The 19,543-nt window shown below is 29.5% G+C and carries 24 protein-coding genes; 22 read left to right on the forward strand and 2 right to left on the reverse strand.

Features of this window, described 5'->3' with window-relative positions; all coding sequences use genetic code 11:
• Positions 1–8 precede the first annotated feature (8 nt).
• Positions 9–836, reverse strand: coding sequence for a hypothetical protein (locus DY109_RS03875; RefSeq protein ID WP_023946010.1), 828 nt, complete (start codon positions 834–836; stop codon positions 9–11).
• Positions 781–966 (reverse strand): CJH_07325 family protein, encoded by a 186-nt coding sequence (locus DY109_RS12500; RefSeq protein WP_115737874.1) that lies wholly within the window; start codon positions 964–966, stop codon positions 781–783. Before DY109_RS12500 ends, DY109_RS03875 begins: the two co-directional genes overlap by 56 nt.
• Between DY109_RS12500 and DY109_RS03885 the strand changes: the two genes are divergently transcribed.
• From DY109_RS03885 to DY109_RS03990, 22 genes are all read left to right on the forward strand, one after another.
• Entirely contained in the window at positions 928–2,340 is a 1,413-nt protein-coding gene (locus DY109_RS03885) for a hypothetical protein (RefSeq protein ID WP_244916638.1), read from the forward strand. The two genes, DY109_RS12500 and DY109_RS03885, sit on opposite strands and share 39 nt — an antisense overlap.
• Before the next feature lie 362 nt (positions 2,341–2,702).
• Positions 2,703–3,869, forward strand: a complete 1,167-nt coding sequence (locus tag DY109_RS11895; RefSeq protein WP_235148497.1) for an Eco57I restriction-modification methylase domain-containing protein — start codon at positions 2,703–2,705, stop codon at positions 3,867–3,869.
• Positions 3,844–4,134 (forward strand): hypothetical protein, encoded by a 291-nt coding sequence (locus DY109_RS11900; protein ID WP_023946007.1) that lies wholly within the window; start codon positions 3,844–3,846, stop codon positions 4,132–4,134. Before DY109_RS11895 ends, DY109_RS11900 begins: the two co-directional genes overlap by 26 nt.
• Before the next feature lie 291 nt (positions 4,135–4,425).
• Positions 4,426–5,355, forward strand: a complete 930-nt coding sequence (locus DY109_RS03895) for a DEAD/DEAH box helicase family protein (RefSeq protein ID WP_023946005.1) — start codon at positions 4,426–4,428, stop codon at positions 5,353–5,355.
• Positions 5,356–5,636: 281 nt separating this feature from the next.
• Positions 5,637–6,461, forward strand: a complete 825-nt coding sequence (locus tag DY109_RS03900; protein ID WP_235148492.1) for a helicase-related protein — start codon at positions 5,637–5,639, stop codon at positions 6,459–6,461.
• A gap of 302 nt (positions 6,462–6,763) precedes the next feature.
• On the forward strand, positions 6,764–7,492 hold the full coding sequence (locus DY109_RS11905) for a hypothetical protein (protein ID WP_023946003.1): 729 nt from the start codon (positions 6,764–6,766) through the stop codon (positions 7,490–7,492).
• A gap of 71 nt (positions 7,493–7,563) precedes the next feature.
• Positions 7,564–7,824: an AbrB/MazE/SpoVT family DNA-binding domain-containing protein gene (locus tag DY109_RS03910; protein ID WP_023946002.1), complete on the forward strand. Its 261-nt coding sequence runs from the start codon at positions 7,564–7,566 to the stop codon at positions 7,822–7,824.
• 78 nt (positions 7,825–7,902) lie between these two features.
• The gene (locus DY109_RS03915) at positions 7,903–8,139 is read left to right on the forward strand and encodes a type II toxin-antitoxin system PemK/MazF family toxin (RefSeq protein WP_023946001.1); all 237 of its coding nucleotides are present in this window, start codon (positions 7,903–7,905) and stop codon (positions 8,137–8,139) included.
• A 22-nt stretch (positions 8,140–8,161) separates the two neighbouring features.
• Positions 8,162–8,884 carry a Fic family protein gene (locus DY109_RS03920; protein ID WP_023946000.1) on the forward strand — a complete coding sequence of 241 codons (723 nt, stop codon included), beginning with the start codon at positions 8,162–8,164 and terminating at the stop codon, positions 8,882–8,884.
• Between the two features lie 15 nt (positions 8,885–8,899).
• Entirely contained in the window at positions 8,900–10,897 is a 1,998-nt protein-coding gene (locus DY109_RS03925) for a hypothetical protein (RefSeq protein ID WP_023945999.1), read from the forward strand.
• A gap of 1 nt (position 10,898) precedes the next feature.
• Entirely contained in the window at positions 10,899–12,194 is a 1,296-nt protein-coding gene (locus DY109_RS03930; protein WP_023945998.1) for a HipA domain-containing protein, read from the forward strand.
• Entirely contained in the window at positions 12,191–12,973 is a 783-nt protein-coding gene (locus tag DY109_RS11910) for a Fic family protein (RefSeq protein WP_023945997.1), read from the forward strand. Before DY109_RS03930 ends, DY109_RS11910 begins: the two co-directional genes overlap by 4 nt.
• 30 nt (positions 12,974–13,003) lie before the next feature.
• The gene (locus DY109_RS03945) at positions 13,004–13,816 is read left to right on the forward strand and encodes a metallophosphoesterase (RefSeq protein ID WP_023945996.1); all 813 of its coding nucleotides are present in this window, start codon (positions 13,004–13,006) and stop codon (positions 13,814–13,816) included.
• Between the two features lie 104 nt (positions 13,817–13,920).
• Positions 13,921–14,733, forward strand: a complete 813-nt coding sequence (locus DY109_RS11915) for a hypothetical protein (RefSeq protein WP_023945995.1) — start codon at positions 13,921–13,923, stop codon at positions 14,731–14,733.
• A gap of 130 nt (positions 14,734–14,863) precedes the next feature.
• Positions 14,864–15,436: a hypothetical protein gene (locus tag DY109_RS03955; RefSeq protein ID WP_034548956.1), complete on the forward strand. Its 573-nt coding sequence runs from the start codon at positions 14,864–14,866 to the stop codon at positions 15,434–15,436.
• Complete coding sequence (locus DY109_RS03960; RefSeq protein WP_023945992.1) at positions 15,436–16,014, forward strand: transglycosylase SLT domain-containing protein; 579 nt, start codon at positions 15,436–15,438, stop codon at positions 16,012–16,014. Before DY109_RS03955 ends, DY109_RS03960 begins: the two co-directional genes overlap by 1 nt.
• A 102-nt stretch (positions 16,015–16,116) precedes the next feature.
• Positions 16,117–17,040, forward strand: coding sequence for a coiled-coil domain-containing protein (locus DY109_RS03965; protein WP_023945991.1), 924 nt, complete (start codon positions 16,117–16,119; stop codon positions 17,038–17,040).
• Positions 17,040–17,300 (forward strand): hypothetical protein, encoded by a 261-nt coding sequence (locus tag DY109_RS03970; protein WP_023945990.1) that lies wholly within the window; start codon positions 17,040–17,042, stop codon positions 17,298–17,300. Before DY109_RS03965 ends, DY109_RS03970 begins: the two co-directional genes overlap by 1 nt.
• On the forward strand, positions 17,297–18,031 hold the full coding sequence (locus tag DY109_RS03975) for a hypothetical protein (protein WP_114998117.1): 735 nt from the start codon (positions 17,297–17,299) through the stop codon (positions 18,029–18,031). Before DY109_RS03970 ends, DY109_RS03975 begins: the two co-directional genes overlap by 4 nt.
• A complete protein-coding gene (locus tag DY109_RS03980) occupies positions 18,028–18,324 on the forward strand; it encodes a hypothetical protein (RefSeq protein WP_023945988.1) in 297 nt (98 codons plus the stop codon). Before DY109_RS03975 ends, DY109_RS03980 begins: the two co-directional genes overlap by 4 nt.
• A gap of 6 nt (positions 18,325–18,330) precedes the next feature.
• Positions 18,331–18,636, forward strand: a complete 306-nt coding sequence (locus tag DY109_RS03985) for a hypothetical protein (protein WP_023945987.1) — start codon at positions 18,331–18,333, stop codon at positions 18,634–18,636.
• On the forward strand, positions 18,633–19,541 hold the full coding sequence (locus DY109_RS03990) for a hypothetical protein (protein WP_023945986.1): 909 nt from the start codon (positions 18,633–18,635) through the stop codon (positions 19,539–19,541). Before DY109_RS03985 ends, DY109_RS03990 begins: the two co-directional genes overlap by 4 nt.
• Positions 19,542–19,543: the final 2 nt, after the last annotated feature.

The raw sequence follows: 19,543 nt of genomic DNA on the forward strand, positions 1-19,543 counted from the left end.
GGAATGTCCTAAAATATAATTTTTACCAATTCTTTATAGGCAGTAACAATCGGTAATTTTCGTGTATTTTTCTCTATTGGACAAAGATAATCAATTCTTTTATCAATAAAGCTTTCTCCTAGCAATAAGAATTCTTGTTCTCTCATAGAATGAAACGATTTTAATATATTTTCTTTATTATCCTGTAGATTAGGAATTGTAAAGCGTAGAATCATTTTATAGTTGTCCAAAGTTGCCCTATAAATGTGATTTTGAGCTTTTTTGACATTTTGTAATTTATCATCTTTGTCGCCATTGTAGATAAAAATGGTTAAATGTGAAAGAGCATTATTAAATTCAAGTAAGGGCTGCGCAAATGAATGTTTAATACTGCTTACGGATCGTTGGGCGTTAGAAATCAAATCTTTAAAATCATTTTGATTAATAAGCTGGCTTTCACAAGCTTGAGAAAACTTGATATTTGAATTGTATAATTCACAGCACATTTGCCTTAAATTATCATTTTGTTTAATACATTCTATCAATTCTTGTTTATTTTTAATATTTATTTGCTTGATATTAAGTGTATCTAGTGTCTCGCAATATTTAGCAATTGCTTTTCTTAAGAAATCCAAATCTTGCACTATTTTATCACTTTTGGCATACTCTGGATTATAGAAGGCGAGAAATATATCTCTAAATGGGACTAGAAAATTAATATTTTTTGAATATTTTGTTTTGTTGATTAAAGAATTTGCTAAATCAACATTTAAGTAACGGATATATTGGAGAAATAGTTCTTCAAGATGTTTGATGTGCAAAATACTCATCCATATTAAATTTTTTATAACTTTCATCCAAAGAATCACTTAGCTCTTGCAGGGCTTTATCTAGTTCTTCATTTTCTTCTTTTCCGCATTGAATATCGGCAACACTTCCTGTATTGAATTGTGGGACATTGATAAAGCAAGAGGAGACAAAGGGGATTCAAATCAACAAATTAAAAGAGAATCTTCACAGACTTACACAAGAAGTGTTGAAAGCGGAGGGCAAAATGACACAGGAGATTTACGCAATAATGGATTTGCCCAAGAAGATTCTACAAAAGAGAATATCTTTAAAGACGCTAGAAAGGATTACGAGAAATTTACTCCCAAAGAGAACATTACAAATGAGCAATCTTTTGGAGAAAATGGACGATTTGAGAGTAGAGATGGGCAAAATGGAGAATATCTTAAGCGAAGCGGAAGTAACGCAAGAGATGATAGGCAAAATAAGCAAGGAGTGGAAAGAAGCGAACGAAAATCTCAAAACACTCAAAGCAGAACAAATGAACGAACCAATGAAGAGATTAAAGAGTTTAGCAACATTTCATCACGAAATAAACCTGTTATCACAGAATCTCAAACTATCACAAGAGCAAGAGAATATCAGCAAAGGGTTAGCACTTTACTGCAATCCCAACTTACAAATGGTATTATTCAAAGAACTTTGGAATCTTTACGCAGTGCAAAAAGAGAACAAAATCCTAGGGAAAGCACAAATAGACTTGAAAAGAAAGCAACACAAAATTATCACACAAATCCTAGATTTAATGGAGGAGAAGCAAGAAGTGCTTTTGGAAATGAAAGACAAGGTGGAGAGCTTGAATCTGCAGGAGGATTTCAACAGCTTGATAGGAACAATATACAGCCAAATGGAGAACAACAGCAAGGAAAGAGAGATTTGCTTCAAAGTCAAAAGAGATTTCAACTTCCAAGACCGATAGAGGACCATATAGAAACAATAATGCAGGAGACAAGCGAGGAGATTATGCGACAACTAGAGATGATGGACAACAATCAAACGAATTTTCAAGTTCTCAAGTTAAGCAAGCAGGCAAACAAAATAGCGAAACAAATCCTACAAGTAAAGATGAATTTGCCGATAAGCTTTCAGATTCTAAAGACATTAGCGATTTACCTAGCAATGAAACAATCCAAAAAGAATTTAATCAAGCAAATATTCCACAAGAACCTAGAAGAGCAAATGATGCTATTTTTAATACAGATACATCAGAATCTCAAAATGCAAATAATGACAATAGAACAGAACGAGCAAATAGGGAGGAAATGGGAAGTGCTGACCAACAAGTCAAACAAGATTTGGAGTTTAATTTATTTGCTGATGATAGAGAGCAAACTTTACACAAACAAGATATTAATAAACAAGAAATCTTGCAAGATGCACAAAGCGGAGGAGTTAGAGAATCTCAAGCAGAAGATAGAAACAATGGACCAAGAGAATTTGAAATTGATAGTAGATTCTTACAAGAACAGGGAAGCAATAGATTTAGAGTATTTACTGAATACGAATTTCTAAAAAGATATGAACAAGAAGGCTTCAAAGGACAATATGACTTTAAATTTTCCAAAAAGCAAAGGATAGAAGCAAATTTAAAAGCCTTAAGGCTTACACAAGTTCTTTTTATGCGTATGGAATTACTCAAAGCAAAAGATGAAATAAATCAAGTGGCGATTGAAAAAAAATTTCAGCATCTAAATATTACAAAAGAAGAATTAAATCTCAAAGAATTTCAAAATTTTTCCTTTAGCACTTTAGCAATAAAAGAAGAAGAGCAAGCATTGCTTGCTCAATATAGTGGATTTGGGGGGCTTAGAGATTTATTTTTTAATGAGGAATTTAAAGAGTTAGAGAATGAGCTTAAAGATTTAATAGGAGAGATGTATTATAAAGAAATTAGAGAATCTAGTTTTAATGCCTATTATACTCCAAAAGATGTGATTGAAAGTATTTATTTGGGTTTGCAAAATTTAGGAGTGCCAAAGGATAAAAGAATCTTAGCTTTAGAGCCAAGTTGTGGCACAGGGCGTTTTATTGCACTTGCTCCAAGTAATTATGAATTTCAAGCGGTAGAAAAAGATACGCTTTCAGCTACGATTGCTAAGTTCTTGCACCCACAAGTAAGAATCTATAATCAAGGTTTAGAAGAAGTAAAATTTAATAATGAATTTGATGTTATTGTGGGCAATCCTCCTTTTGATAATCAAGTGAAAATAAGGGATTATAGTTCATTGGGAAATAACAAAAGTATCCATAATTATTTTGCAATCAAATCAAGTGAATTAGTAAAAGACAATGGAATCGTAAGTTTTGTTATTACAAGTTATTTTTTAGATAGTGAGAGAAATGCCCATAGAGAAATCCTGCATAAAAAAGGAGACTTCCTTTCCGCTTATAGATTACCAAATGCAGTATTTAAGGAAAGTAACACTAATGTATTAACTGATGTTTATTTTTATCAAAAACTTAGCAAAGATGGTTTGGAGCGAAGAAAAAAAGCTTTTAAAAAAGAAGAGAGCTTAAAACAAAAACAAATAGCTTTTGTTAAGACTGCATTATTTGCCGAATTAGTTTCTGTAAATTCTCATTTTAATAAGAATGTAAAACATATTTTAGGGGAATTTGAAATTAGGGAAAACACAAGGTATGGACAAGAAAATATTAAATATGAAATGCTTGTGAAAGATAATGGAAATTGGAGTGAAACTCTTAAAAAACAATTAGGAGATTTAATCCCTGTATTCAAAGATAATGCACCCTTTGAGAAAGAATTAAATTTGATTAATTTCTCTCTTTTAAGCACTGAAGAAGCAATTAAAGTTAATAGTTTGAGGGTTGGAAATCTCTTTTTTATGGATAATAAAATTTATGTGAAAGGTGAGTATTCAAGTTGTGAAGAGGCTTATTTTAGTGATAGTTTAGATATAAGTAAAATGGATTTAGTGCCAAAGGCGCATATTCTTAGAATAGATAAAAAGAATTTTCAATATAAAAGCTTTTTAAACAGAGATGAAGTGCAAATTGCTAAAAAAAATCATAGATTTTAGAGATTTGTTTAATGAGAATTTAAAAAGTGAAAAACATTATTTGGACGATGAAGAGAGCAATACAATTATTTTGAAACAAAAAGAAAGATTAAGAGAGTTAAGAAGCGAAATTTTACATCTTGCGAATGTTAAATCTTTTCATCAAAATAATAGGAACAAGACAGATAAACAAGGAATAGTTTTGCAGCATAATTTACAAAATATTTTAAATTTGGATAAGCTTGCGCGATTTAGTATTCTTGCAACAGAAATAAAAAAACGATAAGGGAAATTATGAACTATATTCTATATTAAAGATGAGAGTTTATAAGCCTTTACAAAAAAGCCTAGCTAATTCAAATGAAGAAGCTTTACAAAAAACTATCAATGAAAAAGGTTTTATTGATGAGAAAACCTTGCAAGACTATAAACCAAATACACCACTTAATGAAATATTACAAGTTTATGCGAGAAACAATTAATCTTTTATAGGATAGATAGAGACCCACAAGATGATGTTTTTTATCAATTAGCAGGTGAATTTTTAAGCGGAAATGTAAAAGCAAAATATGAAAGAGTGCAAAGTTTAATTAAGCAAAAACAAGAGGGAACTTTTATAGGTTTCCCAAAGCCTCATTTAGATTTAAACCAAACAGCTTTAGCTTTGAAAGAAGCTTTCCATTCATATTTGTATTATGAGGATATAGAAACTTCTTTTGGTGCTAAATTTGTGCCAATAAAATATTATGAAGATTTTATTAAAGAAAGCTTTTTTAACGACCCAACTAAAGCTATTGTAAAAGTTAGTTTTTTAAATGGAGCATATTCTTTAGAAAAATTTAAAATTTTAAGAGAGGATTTTAATGATGGTGAAATAGTTTTAAAAGAAGTTGAAGCCTCCAATTATGATTTTAATGAAGTTGGACTAAGCTTAGAAATTTTGAGAGAAGATACAAGCACAATGTTTGCAAAAGAATCTTTTATTGAAAATGTATTGAATGGCAAAAGTCTTGAGGTTTATCATTTTGAGCCTCACCCACACGAGAAAGATAAAAAAATTAAAGTAAGCGAGAGTATTTCCACAAAAATTGCCCTAGAAAAAGCGGAGATTCTAAAAGAATCTTTTTCTAATTTTTGTTTTTCTAGTAAGGAAAGAAGAGAGACAATAGAAAAAATCTATAATGAGACTATTAATGTCTTTACTCATAAAAGATTTAATTATGGAAACTTCTTGGAAACTCCGCACTTAAATAAAGAGATTACTTTAATGACGCATCAAAAGAATGCTGCTTTTAAAGCGATTTCTAAAAATTCTTTACTTTTAGACCATCAAGTTGGAGCTGGAAAAACTTTGGCTGGAATCGCCATTGTAATGGAGCAAATTAGAATGAGTTTGATTAAAAAAGCTTTAATTCTTGTTCCAAATCATTTAAGTGTGCAATGGGGAGAAGAGTTTAAAAGAGCTTATCCAAACGCAAATATTTTAAATGGAGAATGGAAAATGTAAATGACGACCCAAAGAAAAACAATGTTTTAGCCTGCACGACAGATGCTAAAAAGCCGCACTTGATTTTAGACTTATAGACCAAAATGCACAAGACTATGGAGATTCTAAGATAAATAAGATGTGTGAGAAAGTCTTGCTTCACTACAAAGATGAAACCTATCAAAATGGCACACAACTTATCTTTTGTGATATGGGCGTGAGTAAGCAACGCTCTCAAAAAAATTGATGTTTATGCTGAAGATAAAATAGAATATAAAAGTATTGAAGATGTAGCTAGAGAAATGAATTTAGTGTTGCTCTATGATGAAAAAAATGAGGAAAATTTCTATGCTTTGCTTAAAAACTTTGATGAGCCATTAGAGGCAGAAAGTAATGGGATTAAGAAACGATATAGCATAGAAGACTTAATGGTATTGCAAGTAGAAAAATTTGATGTTTATGGGGATATACTTAAAAAACTTGTTAAGTCTGGAATCCCACAGGAGCAAATTGCTTTTATAGGCGATGCAAAGACCGACAATCAAAAACAAGAACTTTTTATGAAAATGAATGAGGGTGCAATAAGGGTTTTAATTGGTTCAACTACAAAAATGGGAACAGGCACAAATGTGCAAAAAAGAATTATCGCATTATACGAGCTTGATTGTCCGTGGAGACCTTGTGATTTAGAGCAAAGAATGGGAAGAGGGATTAGGCAAGGCAATATGTTTTTTGAAGAAGAATTGCAAAGAATGTTGGAAGCCTTGAAAGAAAAGGATTTGAGTTTGGAAGTAAAAAATCAAATCCTAGAAGAGAATATAAAATTTAATATAGCCCATTATCGTTATGCCACTGAACAAACTTATGATGCGAGAATGTTCCAGATTAATGAGCAAAAACTAAAACCTCTTGTGCAACTGAAATCTTTAAATTTTAACGATGGACAGAGAGTTTTTGAAGCAATAGATGCCGAAGTTGCAAATGTAGCTGAAATGAAAGCAGTTGCAACAGGAAACCCTTTTATTTTAGAAAAACATAAAATTACTTCACTTCTAAAAACAGAGGAGAGGTATTATGAACAATATAAAAAAGTATTTTACAAAACGAACGAAGCCTTGAGGTTTTAAAAGCCAAAAAACAAAGGCTAGAAAATGAAAATGAAATCTTAAGGGAATTTGTTAATAATAAAGAATTTGAAAAAGAAAATTATATCATAGAAGCTTTTGGGATAAAAATACACAAAAAGACTATTAATAAAGAGGAGGAAAAAGAACACAAAGCTTTAAAAGAGGCTATCAATTTAAATATTGAAAAAATATTTAAAAATCCTAGCAATAAAGAAGTAGAGGTTTTTAGGGTAAATAAAATCAAAGTCGTTTTAAGAGGAAAATTTAGCGAACTTGGTGGAGATTTTATCTATACAGGGATAATGATTGATGAAAAGAATAGAGAATATGTGCCAAATAATATGTTTTTTAAAGCTCAAGGCGGGTGTTTAATCTTTGATTCTATTCCTAACCTTGATGGGCTTTTAACAAAAACAAAAAATATAATGTCTAAAGCTTCAAGTTTTATTCATAAAAACAGCGAGAATCTAAAACTTATAATCAGTGAAATTACGCAAAAAGAAAACTTTCTTAAAAACAATACTTTAGGTAGTTATCCAAGAAAGATTTTGCTTGATACTTTAAAAGCTGATGAGAAAAATATCAATGTAATTTTTGAATTAATTGCACAAAATAAGAAAGAGGGCATAAGAATTACACTTGATAGCAAAGAAATTCAACATTTGCTTCCACAATATCCAAAGCTTTTAGATGAGAGAGGGAAATTTAATTCTCAAAATACACAGAGTATCAATATCAGTGAAAATCAAGAATCCAAAATGTCAGATTCAACGAATAGAGCAATTTCTAAGGTAAATTGGAGCGAGGAATCACAACCTATACAATGCAAAACAGAAGCAGATAAAAAACTTAAAATCTCTGATGAAGAGAAATATGTTGCATTAATTGACAACAAAATTATACAAATAGAGGAGGCAAACATTGAGTTTCAAACTTTTAGCAGAAAAGATGAATTGGAATATAGAATTGCTATCTTAGAGCAGAATCAAGCAAATATTTCAAATGCAAAAAGAAACAGGGACATATTATGAGCGGCAATATTGACTTATTCATAATATATCAATATAATTACTTTGTAATTATATTTTAAAGGGTAAATTTGATGACAAAGTTAATAAAAATTGGCAATTCTTATGGCATTCGTATTCCAAAAGTTTTTATAAAAAAAGCTCATTTAGAAGACGCTGTTATTGACCTAAAATTATTTAAAAATGGGCTTTTATTAAGCCCGAATAAAACACATCGTTCAAATTGGGATAGTGCAATACTTAGAAAAAGAGCAAAGCAAGAAGATGATAAGCAAAACACAATCTCTTTGCAAAAAGATTTTGCTTGTGAGGATATGAGGGAATGGGAGTGGTAATATTGAGGCAGTTTGAGATTTTTTGGATAGATTTAAATCTTACAAAAGGAGCGGAAATTTCTAAAAAAAAGACCTTGTGTGATTATCTCACCCAATGAATTAAACTATTTACAAACAAGACTTGTCGCACCTATTACTTCAAAGGGATTTGATGCTCCTTTTAGAGTAAATTTTGAATTAGAGGGTAAAAAGGCTAGAATCCTTTGCGACCAAATTCGTTGTGTGAGTGTGGATAGATTCTTAAATAAAATTTGTGATTTAGAATCTAGTAAGCAAGAGGCTCTAAAAAATATTCTCTTAGAGATGTTTGCTTAAAGTTTAAAGATAAGGAGGCTAAATGATATTGGATAATCAAGAATATATGCTAGATTTGTGTATAAGAATGGCTCATCACAGCACAGCAATAGAAGGTAATACGCTTACTCAAGATGAAACAGCCTCTATTATCCTAGATAATTTCATTCCAAGAGCAATAAAAGATAGGGAATTTTATGAAGTAAGAAATTATAAATACCTCTTGCCTTATTTTATAGAAAAACTTAAATCAAATACAAAGATTGACTTAGAACTTATAAAATTTTTTCATTCTTTTATAATGAAAGATTTGCACGAGGAAGCGGGGAAATTTAAAACCTTAGAAAATGCGATTATAGGTGCAGATTTTGAAACAGCTAAACCTTATTTAGTATCTTCATTGCTTAAAGATATGTGCGATAACCTATATTATAAATTAGAAAACTCTAAAAATGATGAGGAAAAAATTAAGGCAATTTTGCAATCCCATATTCATTTTGAAAAAATTCATCCCTTTAGCGATGGTAATGGGAGAACAGGCAGGCTTTTGATAGCCTATTCTTGTTTTGAGAATAATTTAACTCCTATCATTTTGCCCAAAGAAGAAAAGGCTTATTATATTTCTTGTCTAAGAGCAAACAAAATAGATGATGTGATGATTGATTTTATTAAAAAAATTCAAAAGGAAGAACAACAAAGGATAGAGAAATTTAAGTCGGTTGCTTTGAGTCTTAAGAATGATTTGAAGCCAAAGAATAGAAAATAAACTAAGGAGAACACAATGCTAAATTTAACTTTACGAAGAGTTGATTTCAATGAATTAAGAGTTGAGGACATTTCAAAAAGACCCATTTTAGAGTCTTTGCAGAAGTTTTGGAGCAAAAGTGAAAATGAATATATAGATTTTTTAGAAAAAAATAATATTGACTTTTACAAAAATTTCTCTTCTATTGCAGAGCTTAAAGAAGTTATGAAGCACGATATTACTATTCTTAATACCATAGCAGAGCAAGGCTTGGATAATGCCTTTGATTTTAAAACTATTAACTTGCTAAAATCTAAGAATCTTAAAGAGATACACGACCACGAATTTATGAAACTAACGATTGATTTAAGACACATAAACAATCCTGAATCTAAAGAGCTTATTAAAGATTTATTTTTAGAAACCAAGAGTGTTTCTTTGGTTGATTTCGTAGATGTCAATGAGGATTCTTGTTCTCTTATCTATCATAAGAAAGGAGCATTTTATTATAATGATGAACCCTATATGTGCAATACGAGAGAGAGTTTAACTTTGTTAGAAAATTATGAAGTGCCAAAAGATAATAATTTTATCCTTTCAAGACTTTTACTTGATTTAGCAAATAAGCTAGAAGAGAATGGCGTAGAAGAGAGTTTTTGTGTGCAATACAATAATGGAGAAGAAAATAATAAAAATATCCACGAAGTTATTTATTGGGGGCATTTGAGTGCAGAAGAAAAAAAAGAAATTAAAGCTGAAATGCGAGAGCAAAAAGAGTTGAATAATGAGGCAAAAAGTCAAGCAAAACAAGAACTAAAGGTAGAAGCAAATAACAATAGAAATTCTCTTAAGCCTCAAGAGGCGAAAGAAGTATTAGAACAAGAAAAGAATGTGCGTCTTTATAATATTTCTGAATTTGCTAAAGAACAAGCGGAGAATAAGACACAGGAATCTTTTAGTGAAGCAAAAGAAAGACAAGAAACGAAGATTAATGAGATTATTGCTAAAAGTATAGAACTTTATAAACAAAAAGAACAAGAAAAGCTCAAAGCAAAGCTAGAAAAAGCAGAAAAAGATTCCGCAAATGCTTATAATGATTTAAAAGATTATCTCCACAATGGCTTAAGTATCTTAGAAGCCCTTAAAAATATTCAGCAAAAATATCGCAATGAAGATACAATTAATTTTGCTTCTTTACTTTTTAGCAAGGATATTTTAAATCTAAGGAGCAAGGAAGAAAAAATCATAAGTCTTACCCAAGAAAAAGGAGAGTTAAGGGCAGAGTGTGAAAATGCTTATAATGAAATAGAAAAAAGAGAAGAGACTATTTCTAAGCTTAAAAGCACGCTTCAGAGCAAGATTAATGAAATGCAAAATTATGAATATGAGTTAGAAAAAAATTTTGAGGTAAAACTCCAAGAAAAAGAAGCAGCAATGCTTAAAGAGCTTGAAAGTTTGCAAAAAGAACAAGAGAAGGTAAATAATGAATATGAGCAAGAGATTAAAGAGCTTGATTGTGCAAATGAGGAATTAAGCAATGAAAATAAAAAGATTAATGAACAAAATTTAAAGCTTAACTCTCAAAATGCAGCTCTGCAAAAGTCTTTAAGTGAGATTGAAAATAGATATGAAAAAGACAAGGAGCAAATGAAGCAAGAAGTAGAAGTGTTAAATGATGAAAATAAAAAAATCAATGAAATAAACTTCAAATTAAGTTCTCAAAATACTCTCTTAGAATCTCATTTAAAAGAACAGAAAAAAGAGTTAGAATCCTTACAAAAAGAATTTAAAGAAAAGCTAGAGGTAGCAGAATCACACATTAAAAAACTCTATAAACTTGAAGCACAAGTAGAAATTTTTAATGACAAAGAAAATATGTATAAAGAACAAATCAAGGAGCTTAAGAGCAAAAATACTGCTTTAGAAGGAAAACTAAGTAACATAGTTGAAAATATGATGAATAAACAAAATAGTCAGCCACAAGCAAAAACTGAAAAATCCAAAAGAAGCAGAGACATATTGGGAGATATATAGAATGCAATATGTTTTAAAAAACAAAGACAAAGTGGTTTTAGAGTTTGAAGTAGAAATTGATAGTGAAATTCTTAAAGGACAAACCATTCATTATGTCTCTTTAAAAAATGCAAAAATTTTTAATGAAAATTTGCTTCCAAGAATGGTTGATAAAACAAAATTATTAAGCTCATTAGAATCTTGGATAAAGCAAAGAAAAATTCCTAAAAATAGACAATTTGCAAAAAATGTCCTTGCCTCAATTCCTACAAACATTGAAGATAATTTAATGGCTTATGTAGATATTTCTTTTGCACTTTCTCTAAATGATTCTTATTGGATAATTCCCACAAATAAAGATTACAAATGGAAAGATTATAATCTCTATGAGAATGAGTTTAGCGAGGCTTTAGCCTTAAGTGCTTTTGGGCTTAAAATGACAAAGGCAAATGGCTTTACAAGTTCTCCTGAATACACTACCAATGGAATGTTAAAAAAATGTTGGTATAGGGAAAATGATAAAGTTTGTCTTTATAAATGTATTAGCGAAATGTATAATGGTTTAGGCGAAGCATATAGTGAATATTATATGGCTCAAATTGCTGAAATTATGGAATTTGAACACATAAATTATGATTTAAAAATGTTTCATAATCAATTAGTGAGTTCTTGTGAAATCTTTACAAGTGAAAATGAGGGTTATTTGCCAATTTACACACTTTTAGATGAATCAATCAAAAACTATAATAAATTAAGATTAATGAGAGAGATTCCAAAAATTTATGGTGAAAATGCTTTTAATGACCTTATGGTTTTTGATGCTTTAATTATGAACATTGATAGACATTTAGGAAATTTTGGAATGATAGTAGATAATGATACAGGAGAGATTCTGCGCCCTGCACCTATCTTTGATAATGGACTATCTTTTATGGCAACTTTGGATAAAAATGATTTTTGTAATATAGCAAATAGTTTAGATAAAGATATAAGTTATTTTGAATTACAATTTGATGAGCAACTTAAAATATTCATAGAGCCTCGCCACGCTAAAAACCTCCAAAAACTCTCTAGTTTTAACTTTAAAAGACACGAAAAATATAACTTAAGTGAGGAATGGTTACAACCCATAGAATCTTATATACAACAAAGAGCCAAAATGGCTTTGAGATTTATAGAGGAGAAGTATATAAATGTAACCGATGAATTAGATATATCGCAAATTAAAGATGAGATTGTAATGAGCAAGGAATCTAACCTTAATGGTATGACAAGCCATATGGAAAAATTTCCATTGCATACAAGGAAAAAAAGGTGAATGAAATCCTTGAAATTTTACTTAGAGAAAAAAGGAATTCTCATAAAAATGGTTTGTATCATTATACACAAGTTCATTTTGCTTATAATTCCAATCACATTGAGGGAAGCACACTCACAAATGAACAAACAAGATTGATTTATGAAAAAGATACTTTTTTAGCAAATGAAAATCAAATCATTAAAACAAACGATATTTTAGAAGCAAAAAATCATTTTGTAGCCTTTGATTTTATTTTAGAAAATGCTTTGATTGATTTAGATATTGATTTTATTAAGAATTTACACTTTTTAGTAAAACAAAATTGCACTGATATAAAAACCATAGGTGATTTTAAAAAAAGCCCTAATTTTGTAGGCAATATTAAAACAACCCCACCAAGTCAAGTTTTAAAAGAAATGAATATTTTGCTTGAAAATTACAAGAAAGAAAATTCTTTAGAAAAAATTATAGAATCTCATTTTCACTTTGAGAAAATTCACCCTTTTGAAGATGGTAATGGTAGAGTAGGAAGACTTTTAATGTTTAAAGAATGCTTAAAAAATAATGTTATTCCATTTATTATTGATGAGGAACATAGATTGTTTTATTATAGAGGTTTGAAAGAATATCCTAACACAAAAGGATTTTTAATTGATACTTGCCTTTCTTGTCAAGATAAATTTAAAGAGATTTTGGAATATTTTGAAGTAGAAATTTCAAATAATCCTCAGGCTCAAAACACACAAGAATATTTAAACGAAAAATCAAATTCCCATATCAAAAGGAAAAGAAAATGAGAAATTTTCACAATCAAAAGGAAACAAGTAATGGCAATCTATTTTTTTGGTGATACTCACGCAGGAATTGATATTGATAAAATTTTCTTTGTGAAAGATTATACAAAAGAAGATTTTATTATAGTATGTGGAGATTTTGGAGTATTGTGGAGTGATTTAGATGGAAAATATAAGCAAATTGATGCCCTAAAAATGGAGGAAAATTTAAAAGAAAGGATAGAAAAACTTCCCTGCACTTTACTTTTCATTGATGGAAACCACGACAATTTCAATCGTTTAAAGGCTTTAAAACAAGTCAAAAAATTTGGTGGTGTGCTTGGAGAATACTTAGAAAACAAATGCTATCATTTGAAAAGAGGGCAAATTTATAACATTGATAATAAATTTGTCTTTACAATGGGTGGGGCTTTAAGTATTGATAAATATAGAAGAGAACCAAATTTAAGCTGGTGGGAAGATGAGGAAATCAGTGAAAAAGACCTTGAGACCGCCCTAGAAAATATTTCAAACTTCAAAGGAAAACTTGATTTTTGTGTAACACACACTTGCCCACAAAGTTTTTTTAAAAAACTTGGCGAACAAATGGATATAAGCCATAAAATAGAGGATAAGAATCCCTATAAGTTAGAAATCATCTATCAAACCTTATTTAAACAGAATAAGATTCCAAAATATTTTATGTTTGGGCATTGGCATAGAGATATTAGCTTTAATATAGGCACAACCACCGCAAATTGTCTTTATTATCACACTTTAAAAACAATAGAAAATGATGCTTTGGAGAGGAGAAATTATAAAGATGAAATTAAATGGGTTAAAAGACATAAAGGCATACTTTGTTAAGGAAAAGAATATGTTAAAAAAGATGTTTCAATCACAAAAATCAAATAAAAGAAAACTTAGATGAAGTTTGTTGAATTAAAATTTTGTATAAAGAGATTTTGCTAATGCTTCAAGCTGCAAGAAGTGAAGAATCAAGAAGTTTTTTAAGAGAGCTTGAATTTTCCCTTGTATTGATAGGAAATCCTAAAGCGAGAAATTATTTTTTAAAGAGTTTAGGACAAGTTAATGCTAAGCGTAGTGGTTCAAGTGATAGTGCAGGTAGCACAAGTGGCAGTTCAAATAAGCAAACAGGCGAAAAAGATACAAAAAGTGAGATTTTGGCTTATCTTAGACAAAAAGGTTATGTGCAAACAGCAAATATATGGGCAAGAGCCTTAAGTATAGATAAAGAAGATATTAATGAGCTTTTAAAAATTTTACAAATAAGGCTTTTACAAGAGGAAATAGAGGGTATTTTAGAAGTTCATTTACAAGATAGAGAAATTAATTCTCCCCATATTCAATTTGTGGGTATGAATGCTCCAAAAGCAGAGGTAATTATAGCGCAGACTTTGGTAGAATTAAAATATGAAACAAGCATAGAATCTGCACCAAGTAAAAAAGACTTTAGACCTTATTATAAAATTAATCCAAAAGCAAGGTATCCAAAGCATAATGATTTAGAATCCGAAATAAAATATCGTAAAAGTATTCAAATCAAAAAAAGTGAAGAAGAGATAGAAAAGCTTATTAATACTTTTGACAAAAAACTCTCACAATTAAAGCAAACACTGGAGAAAACAAAGAAAATTGCACTTAAGCCAAGCACTTTTGAAGCGAAACTTCAAGAAATTAGGACAAATAATACGAAATCTCTTACAAAACTTAGAGAACAAAGAATAAGATACAGAATAAGAAGATTAAGAAGACGAGGATAGTTTATACCTTAAAACCTGAATAGAGGAGTAATGAGATGTTAATCCTCTCATTTGAGAGTTTTTAAGTTTATTTTTATATTATTTTTTTGCCTTTTTGTTATATTTGTAAAATTTTAAAAAGGGCAAGTTGATGAATATAAAGGAAATTGTAGCGGAAGGCGTTAATAAATTTAACAACAAGTATAAAGAGTTTAGTAAAAAATGCAAAAGAATTTCTTTTGATTTGGAGCAAAATAAAATTGATATTAACAATGATGATTCTTTAGCAGATAAAACCTTTTTTGCATTTTTAGCAGACTTACTTAAAGCATTTAAAAAAGATAAGCATAGTGAATTAATGGATGAACTTAAAGAGAATGAGAATCTCACACGAGAGAAATTAAACGCAGTTTTAAAAATAGAGCTTGAAAACAATGATTCTTTGAGTAAAGAACAAAAAGAAAGCGTGAATAAAGTATTAAATGCCGATAATGATTTTTGTGTGGAAATAGTGGGTAATAAATTTAAAGAAATTAATGATTTTTTGGGAAAAGCAAAAGAACTTGGAATGGACAAGATAAGCATACAAAGCAAGCTTGATGATTTTGCATTTTCCGCTAAAGATGTGCAAAAGATTACAACTCAAAACTTGCAAAATTCTATGCAAAACATCGTCAAAGATGTTGCAAAAAATGCAGTTAAAGCTGTATTAAAAATTAAGTAATGCAACAATATCTTTCAATTTTTTTATTTTTCTTGCCCTTAGAAATTTTTGCAAATCAGATTTCATTAGATATTGCGAACGCTTTAAAAAAAGCTTCTTTACAAAGTGGTATAGATAAAAAAATGCTTTATACTCTTGCGAAGATTGAAAGTGAATTTAATCCGCATATTATTGCTTTTGTTAGTAAAGAGAAATTTAATATTGCTAAAGAAGCTAAGAAAAAAATTCATATTAGAAATATCCCCTATAAAAACAAATATATCGTGCAAATTAGAACTGATAAGGAGAATCTAAAGCACATTGCTTCGCAGCTAATAAAGCAAGGGTTTAGTGTTGATATGGGTTTGATGCAGATTAATTCAAGCAATGTATCCGAGAAAGAATTGAATCATATTTTTGAGTTAGATTATAATCTTGCCAAATCAACAGCTATTCTCAAATTTTGTATTAAACAAAAAAAATCACTCAAAGAATCCATAGAATGTTACAACAAGGGCTTAAGAAAGGTTACAAACTATAATTACTATGAAAAATTCAAAAGAAGTTTTATTAGAGATTTTGCAAATATTAAAAATTAAATCTTTTATCCTCTCATTTGAGAGTTTTTAAGTTTATTTTAAAGTAATTATTTTATTCGTTTAATACAATGTCTCATTTTATTCACAAGGAGAATCTAAACAATGCTTATTGAAAAGGCTGTTGCATTATTAAATGAGTTTGCAGAAAGCAAAAAAGATGATGAATTTAAAGAATTTGCCAACAATTTAGCTCTTTTCACCCTTAAATATAAAAATGAACACAATATCAATGATATAAAAGTCTTTGTAGATTTAGTCAAACAAAATACTAATGATAAAGATAAAGAGCAGTTAAAAAGAGCAATTTCAAGTATTTCTTTGGCAGAAGAGTGTATTCAAAATGGTTTTGTAGATTACGAGAAATTCTACATAAATTTTAGAGAATATAAGATAGATATTGCTTCAATGCAAGAAAATATAGATGCAGAGATTTTAGAATCTAATACAGATAAAGACACTATCTCTAACGAATTATTGGAATCTTTGCAAGATTTAGCTACTCTAAGTGAAGATTCTCAAAGCAAAAAGCAAGAAATCAAGAAATTACAAGAAGTAAAAGAAGATAATGATTTCTATATTCCTAAAGACGAAAAAATAACAAATTCAATTCATAGTCCTAGTGTTAGTGAAATGCTAAGTTTTATTAAGGATAAAGAAAATACACAATTCCCTTTTTCAAAGGAAGAAACGCTCAATAATAAATTTTTTATGTTGGATTTCAATAAGCAGTTAAAGCGTATGAGTGTGCAAGAGATTCAAAAATTGATTGATAATATAAAGGCTAAAAATGAAGCCTTAAGAAAAGAAATTGAGGAGCTTGATGAGCAAAAAATTAATTTAATGAAAGAACTAAAAGGAGAGTTAATAGATAATCAAAAACTTAGCACACTGAATGAAATCAATCAAAAAGATGCAGAGCAAAGATTGGAAGAAAATAAATCTAGCATAGAGGAATCTCCTAAGCATAATATACAAAATGAAAAATTTTCAAAAGTTTTTAAAGCAACAAAAAATAGGAATAGATAATGAACGAAGCCATTTCAAAAGCACAATATGCTTTAAAAGCAAAAATATTCTATTTTTTATTTTCTAAACTCAATATTCTTATATTGGTTTGTGTCTATGTTTTTAGCGATAGTTTAGATGCCTTTTTAATAGCTTATATTGCGCTTGCACTTTTGGCTTATAAATTTGTTTTTTCTCAAACAAAAATGGATAATCCCTATAAAACTTACCTGCTTGATTTTATTAGTAGATTTATAAAAAATCTAAGGAGCAATGTATGATGAATATGAAACATTTTATCTTAAATGAATTACCTATTTCAAGTGATATTCAAAACAAAATTGATTTCATTAAGACATCAAAATTAAGTTATGATGATTTTAGTAATTTTAGATTTTTAATGAATAATTTAGATAATTTCAGTGTGAATTATAAGCTAAGCGAGGAAAGTATTAAAAGAAATATCAATAATTTTGTGCATAAGCTTATTAAAGATTTAGATTTTATTGTAGATAAGGTTCAAAATACCCAAGAACAAGGACAGAATGAAGCAATAAATACCCTAGAGAATCAAATCTCTTTTTTTGATTATTCAAAATCTAGCAACACTTTGTTCTATGAGGCTTTAGCAAGAATAAGTGAATTTAATGAAAATAAAGAGACAGATAATATCCAAATGGGGAATCTAATACAAGAAGTGCAAGAGCTTCTTTGGAATAAAGAAGAGGATTTCAATAAAGAACAAAAAGAAATTTTAGATGAAATTGTATCCACATTAAAAGAAGAATTTGTTTTGTATTTAGGAGATTCCAAAAATATCCAAAATATAGTAGCCATTCCACGAGATGAAATCAAAGAACTTGAAAAATTGGGAATGCTTGAAAAGGTAGAAAATGAAAATTTAAATGTAGGACAAGAATTTTCAGAAGATATAAAAAAAAATTTTAAACAAGCCTCACTTTTTTCTGAAGAATATAGCGATGAAGCAAAGCACATAAGGAGACAAAAATGAAAAAATTTATACTCTTTGTGTTGATAAGTGCTGTTTTTAGCACAAATTCTCTTGCTTGTCTTTGCACACCTTTTATGGCAGCTTCTTTCACGGCTAGTGCAACAACAATTAGTGGATTCTTACAAGCTCAAGTTGGAAGCTTGCAAGTTTTAAAACAAAGCGTAGAAAAGGTAAGCGCAAACATTAAAGAGCAGAATAATTTGCTTGACAAAGAAAATAAGCTTTTGCAAGATGAGGTTATACGAGATAGTGAGCTTATTTTTTATCTCAAACAAAAAAATCAATTAAGGTAAAAAAAGATGGAGAATACTTATATAGAAACCATAGAAAAGCTTGATAAGTTAGATTATAAAGAACTAAGTAAAGCTATTTTTTATATTGTAAAGTCCTATGAATTTAAAGAGCAGTATAAGCTTAATGAGAAACAAGCTGATGAAGTTTTAGAAAGAACTTATGATTTCTTTATGGAGAGTGATTTAGGAAGCTTTGTTGATGAGAGATTGCTTGATAAGATTGATGAATTTATTGATGAAGTGTTGAGAGAAGAAAAAGATTTACAAGATTCCAACCAAGAATCTAAAACTCATAAAAAGAGACGCCAATGAGTGAAAAAGAAAGAGAATTAGCGATTTTTCATCTTTGTAAGGCTCTCGTAGATTTATTGGGAGAAGAACAAGCCATTGCTGATTTACAAATTCTATATGAACGACACCCTGAAATGTTTAAAAACAAAGATGAAGTAAAAGAAGTGATAGAAAAAGTAGTAAGTGAGCCTGAAATCATCATTAAAAATCCCTCTCCAATGAGTGAAAAGGACTACATAGCAGGGAAAAAGCTTGATGATAAAAAAATGGGTGAAATTGGCGTTAGGCAAGATGAGAATATTGTTAAGATTTTTCACGCCGATGAAAAGAATATCAAACACTTGAAGCGATTACATAAAAAAGAAGTTGTATATAGGCAATCGGTGGTAGGTTCGCTCAATTCCTACACTCAAGCCCAAAGTCTTGACGAGCGGCTGGTTGATAACAACAGTTCACCGACTACCAATGACATTATACCACAAGAAGTAAATGAGATTTTTCACGCAAACAAGAAAAATATTAAAGAATTTGAAAGGTTGCAAAAGCAGGTAGAAACAGGCAGTAGGGACGCCCATTTCCTACACCCTGATTTACAATCAGCTTGGGCTGGCTCAAAAGAGCATTTACCTGCAACTACTAAGGAAATTATACCACAAAACGAAGTTTCTTTAGAAAACAAAATTTTTTTACAAAACCCAAAGGATAAATCCCACTTTAACAACCTCTCCTTAGAGGAGAAACTTACTCACTTAACAAATAACCAAAACTATATAGAGAATCTCCCAAGAGCAAGAGATATTTTAAACCAACAAAGCACAATGAATTTACAAAATCCAATACAAGAGAAAGAATCTAATCAACAATTAAACGACTTGCAAGATTCCAACCAAGAATCTAAAACTCATAAATTTAAAAAACACAGATAAAG

The sequence above is a fragment of the Helicobacter fennelliae genome, assembly GCF_900451005.1.
Classification (GTDB): Bacteria; Campylobacterota; Campylobacteria; order Campylobacterales; family Helicobacteraceae; genus Helicobacter_B; species Helicobacter_B fennelliae.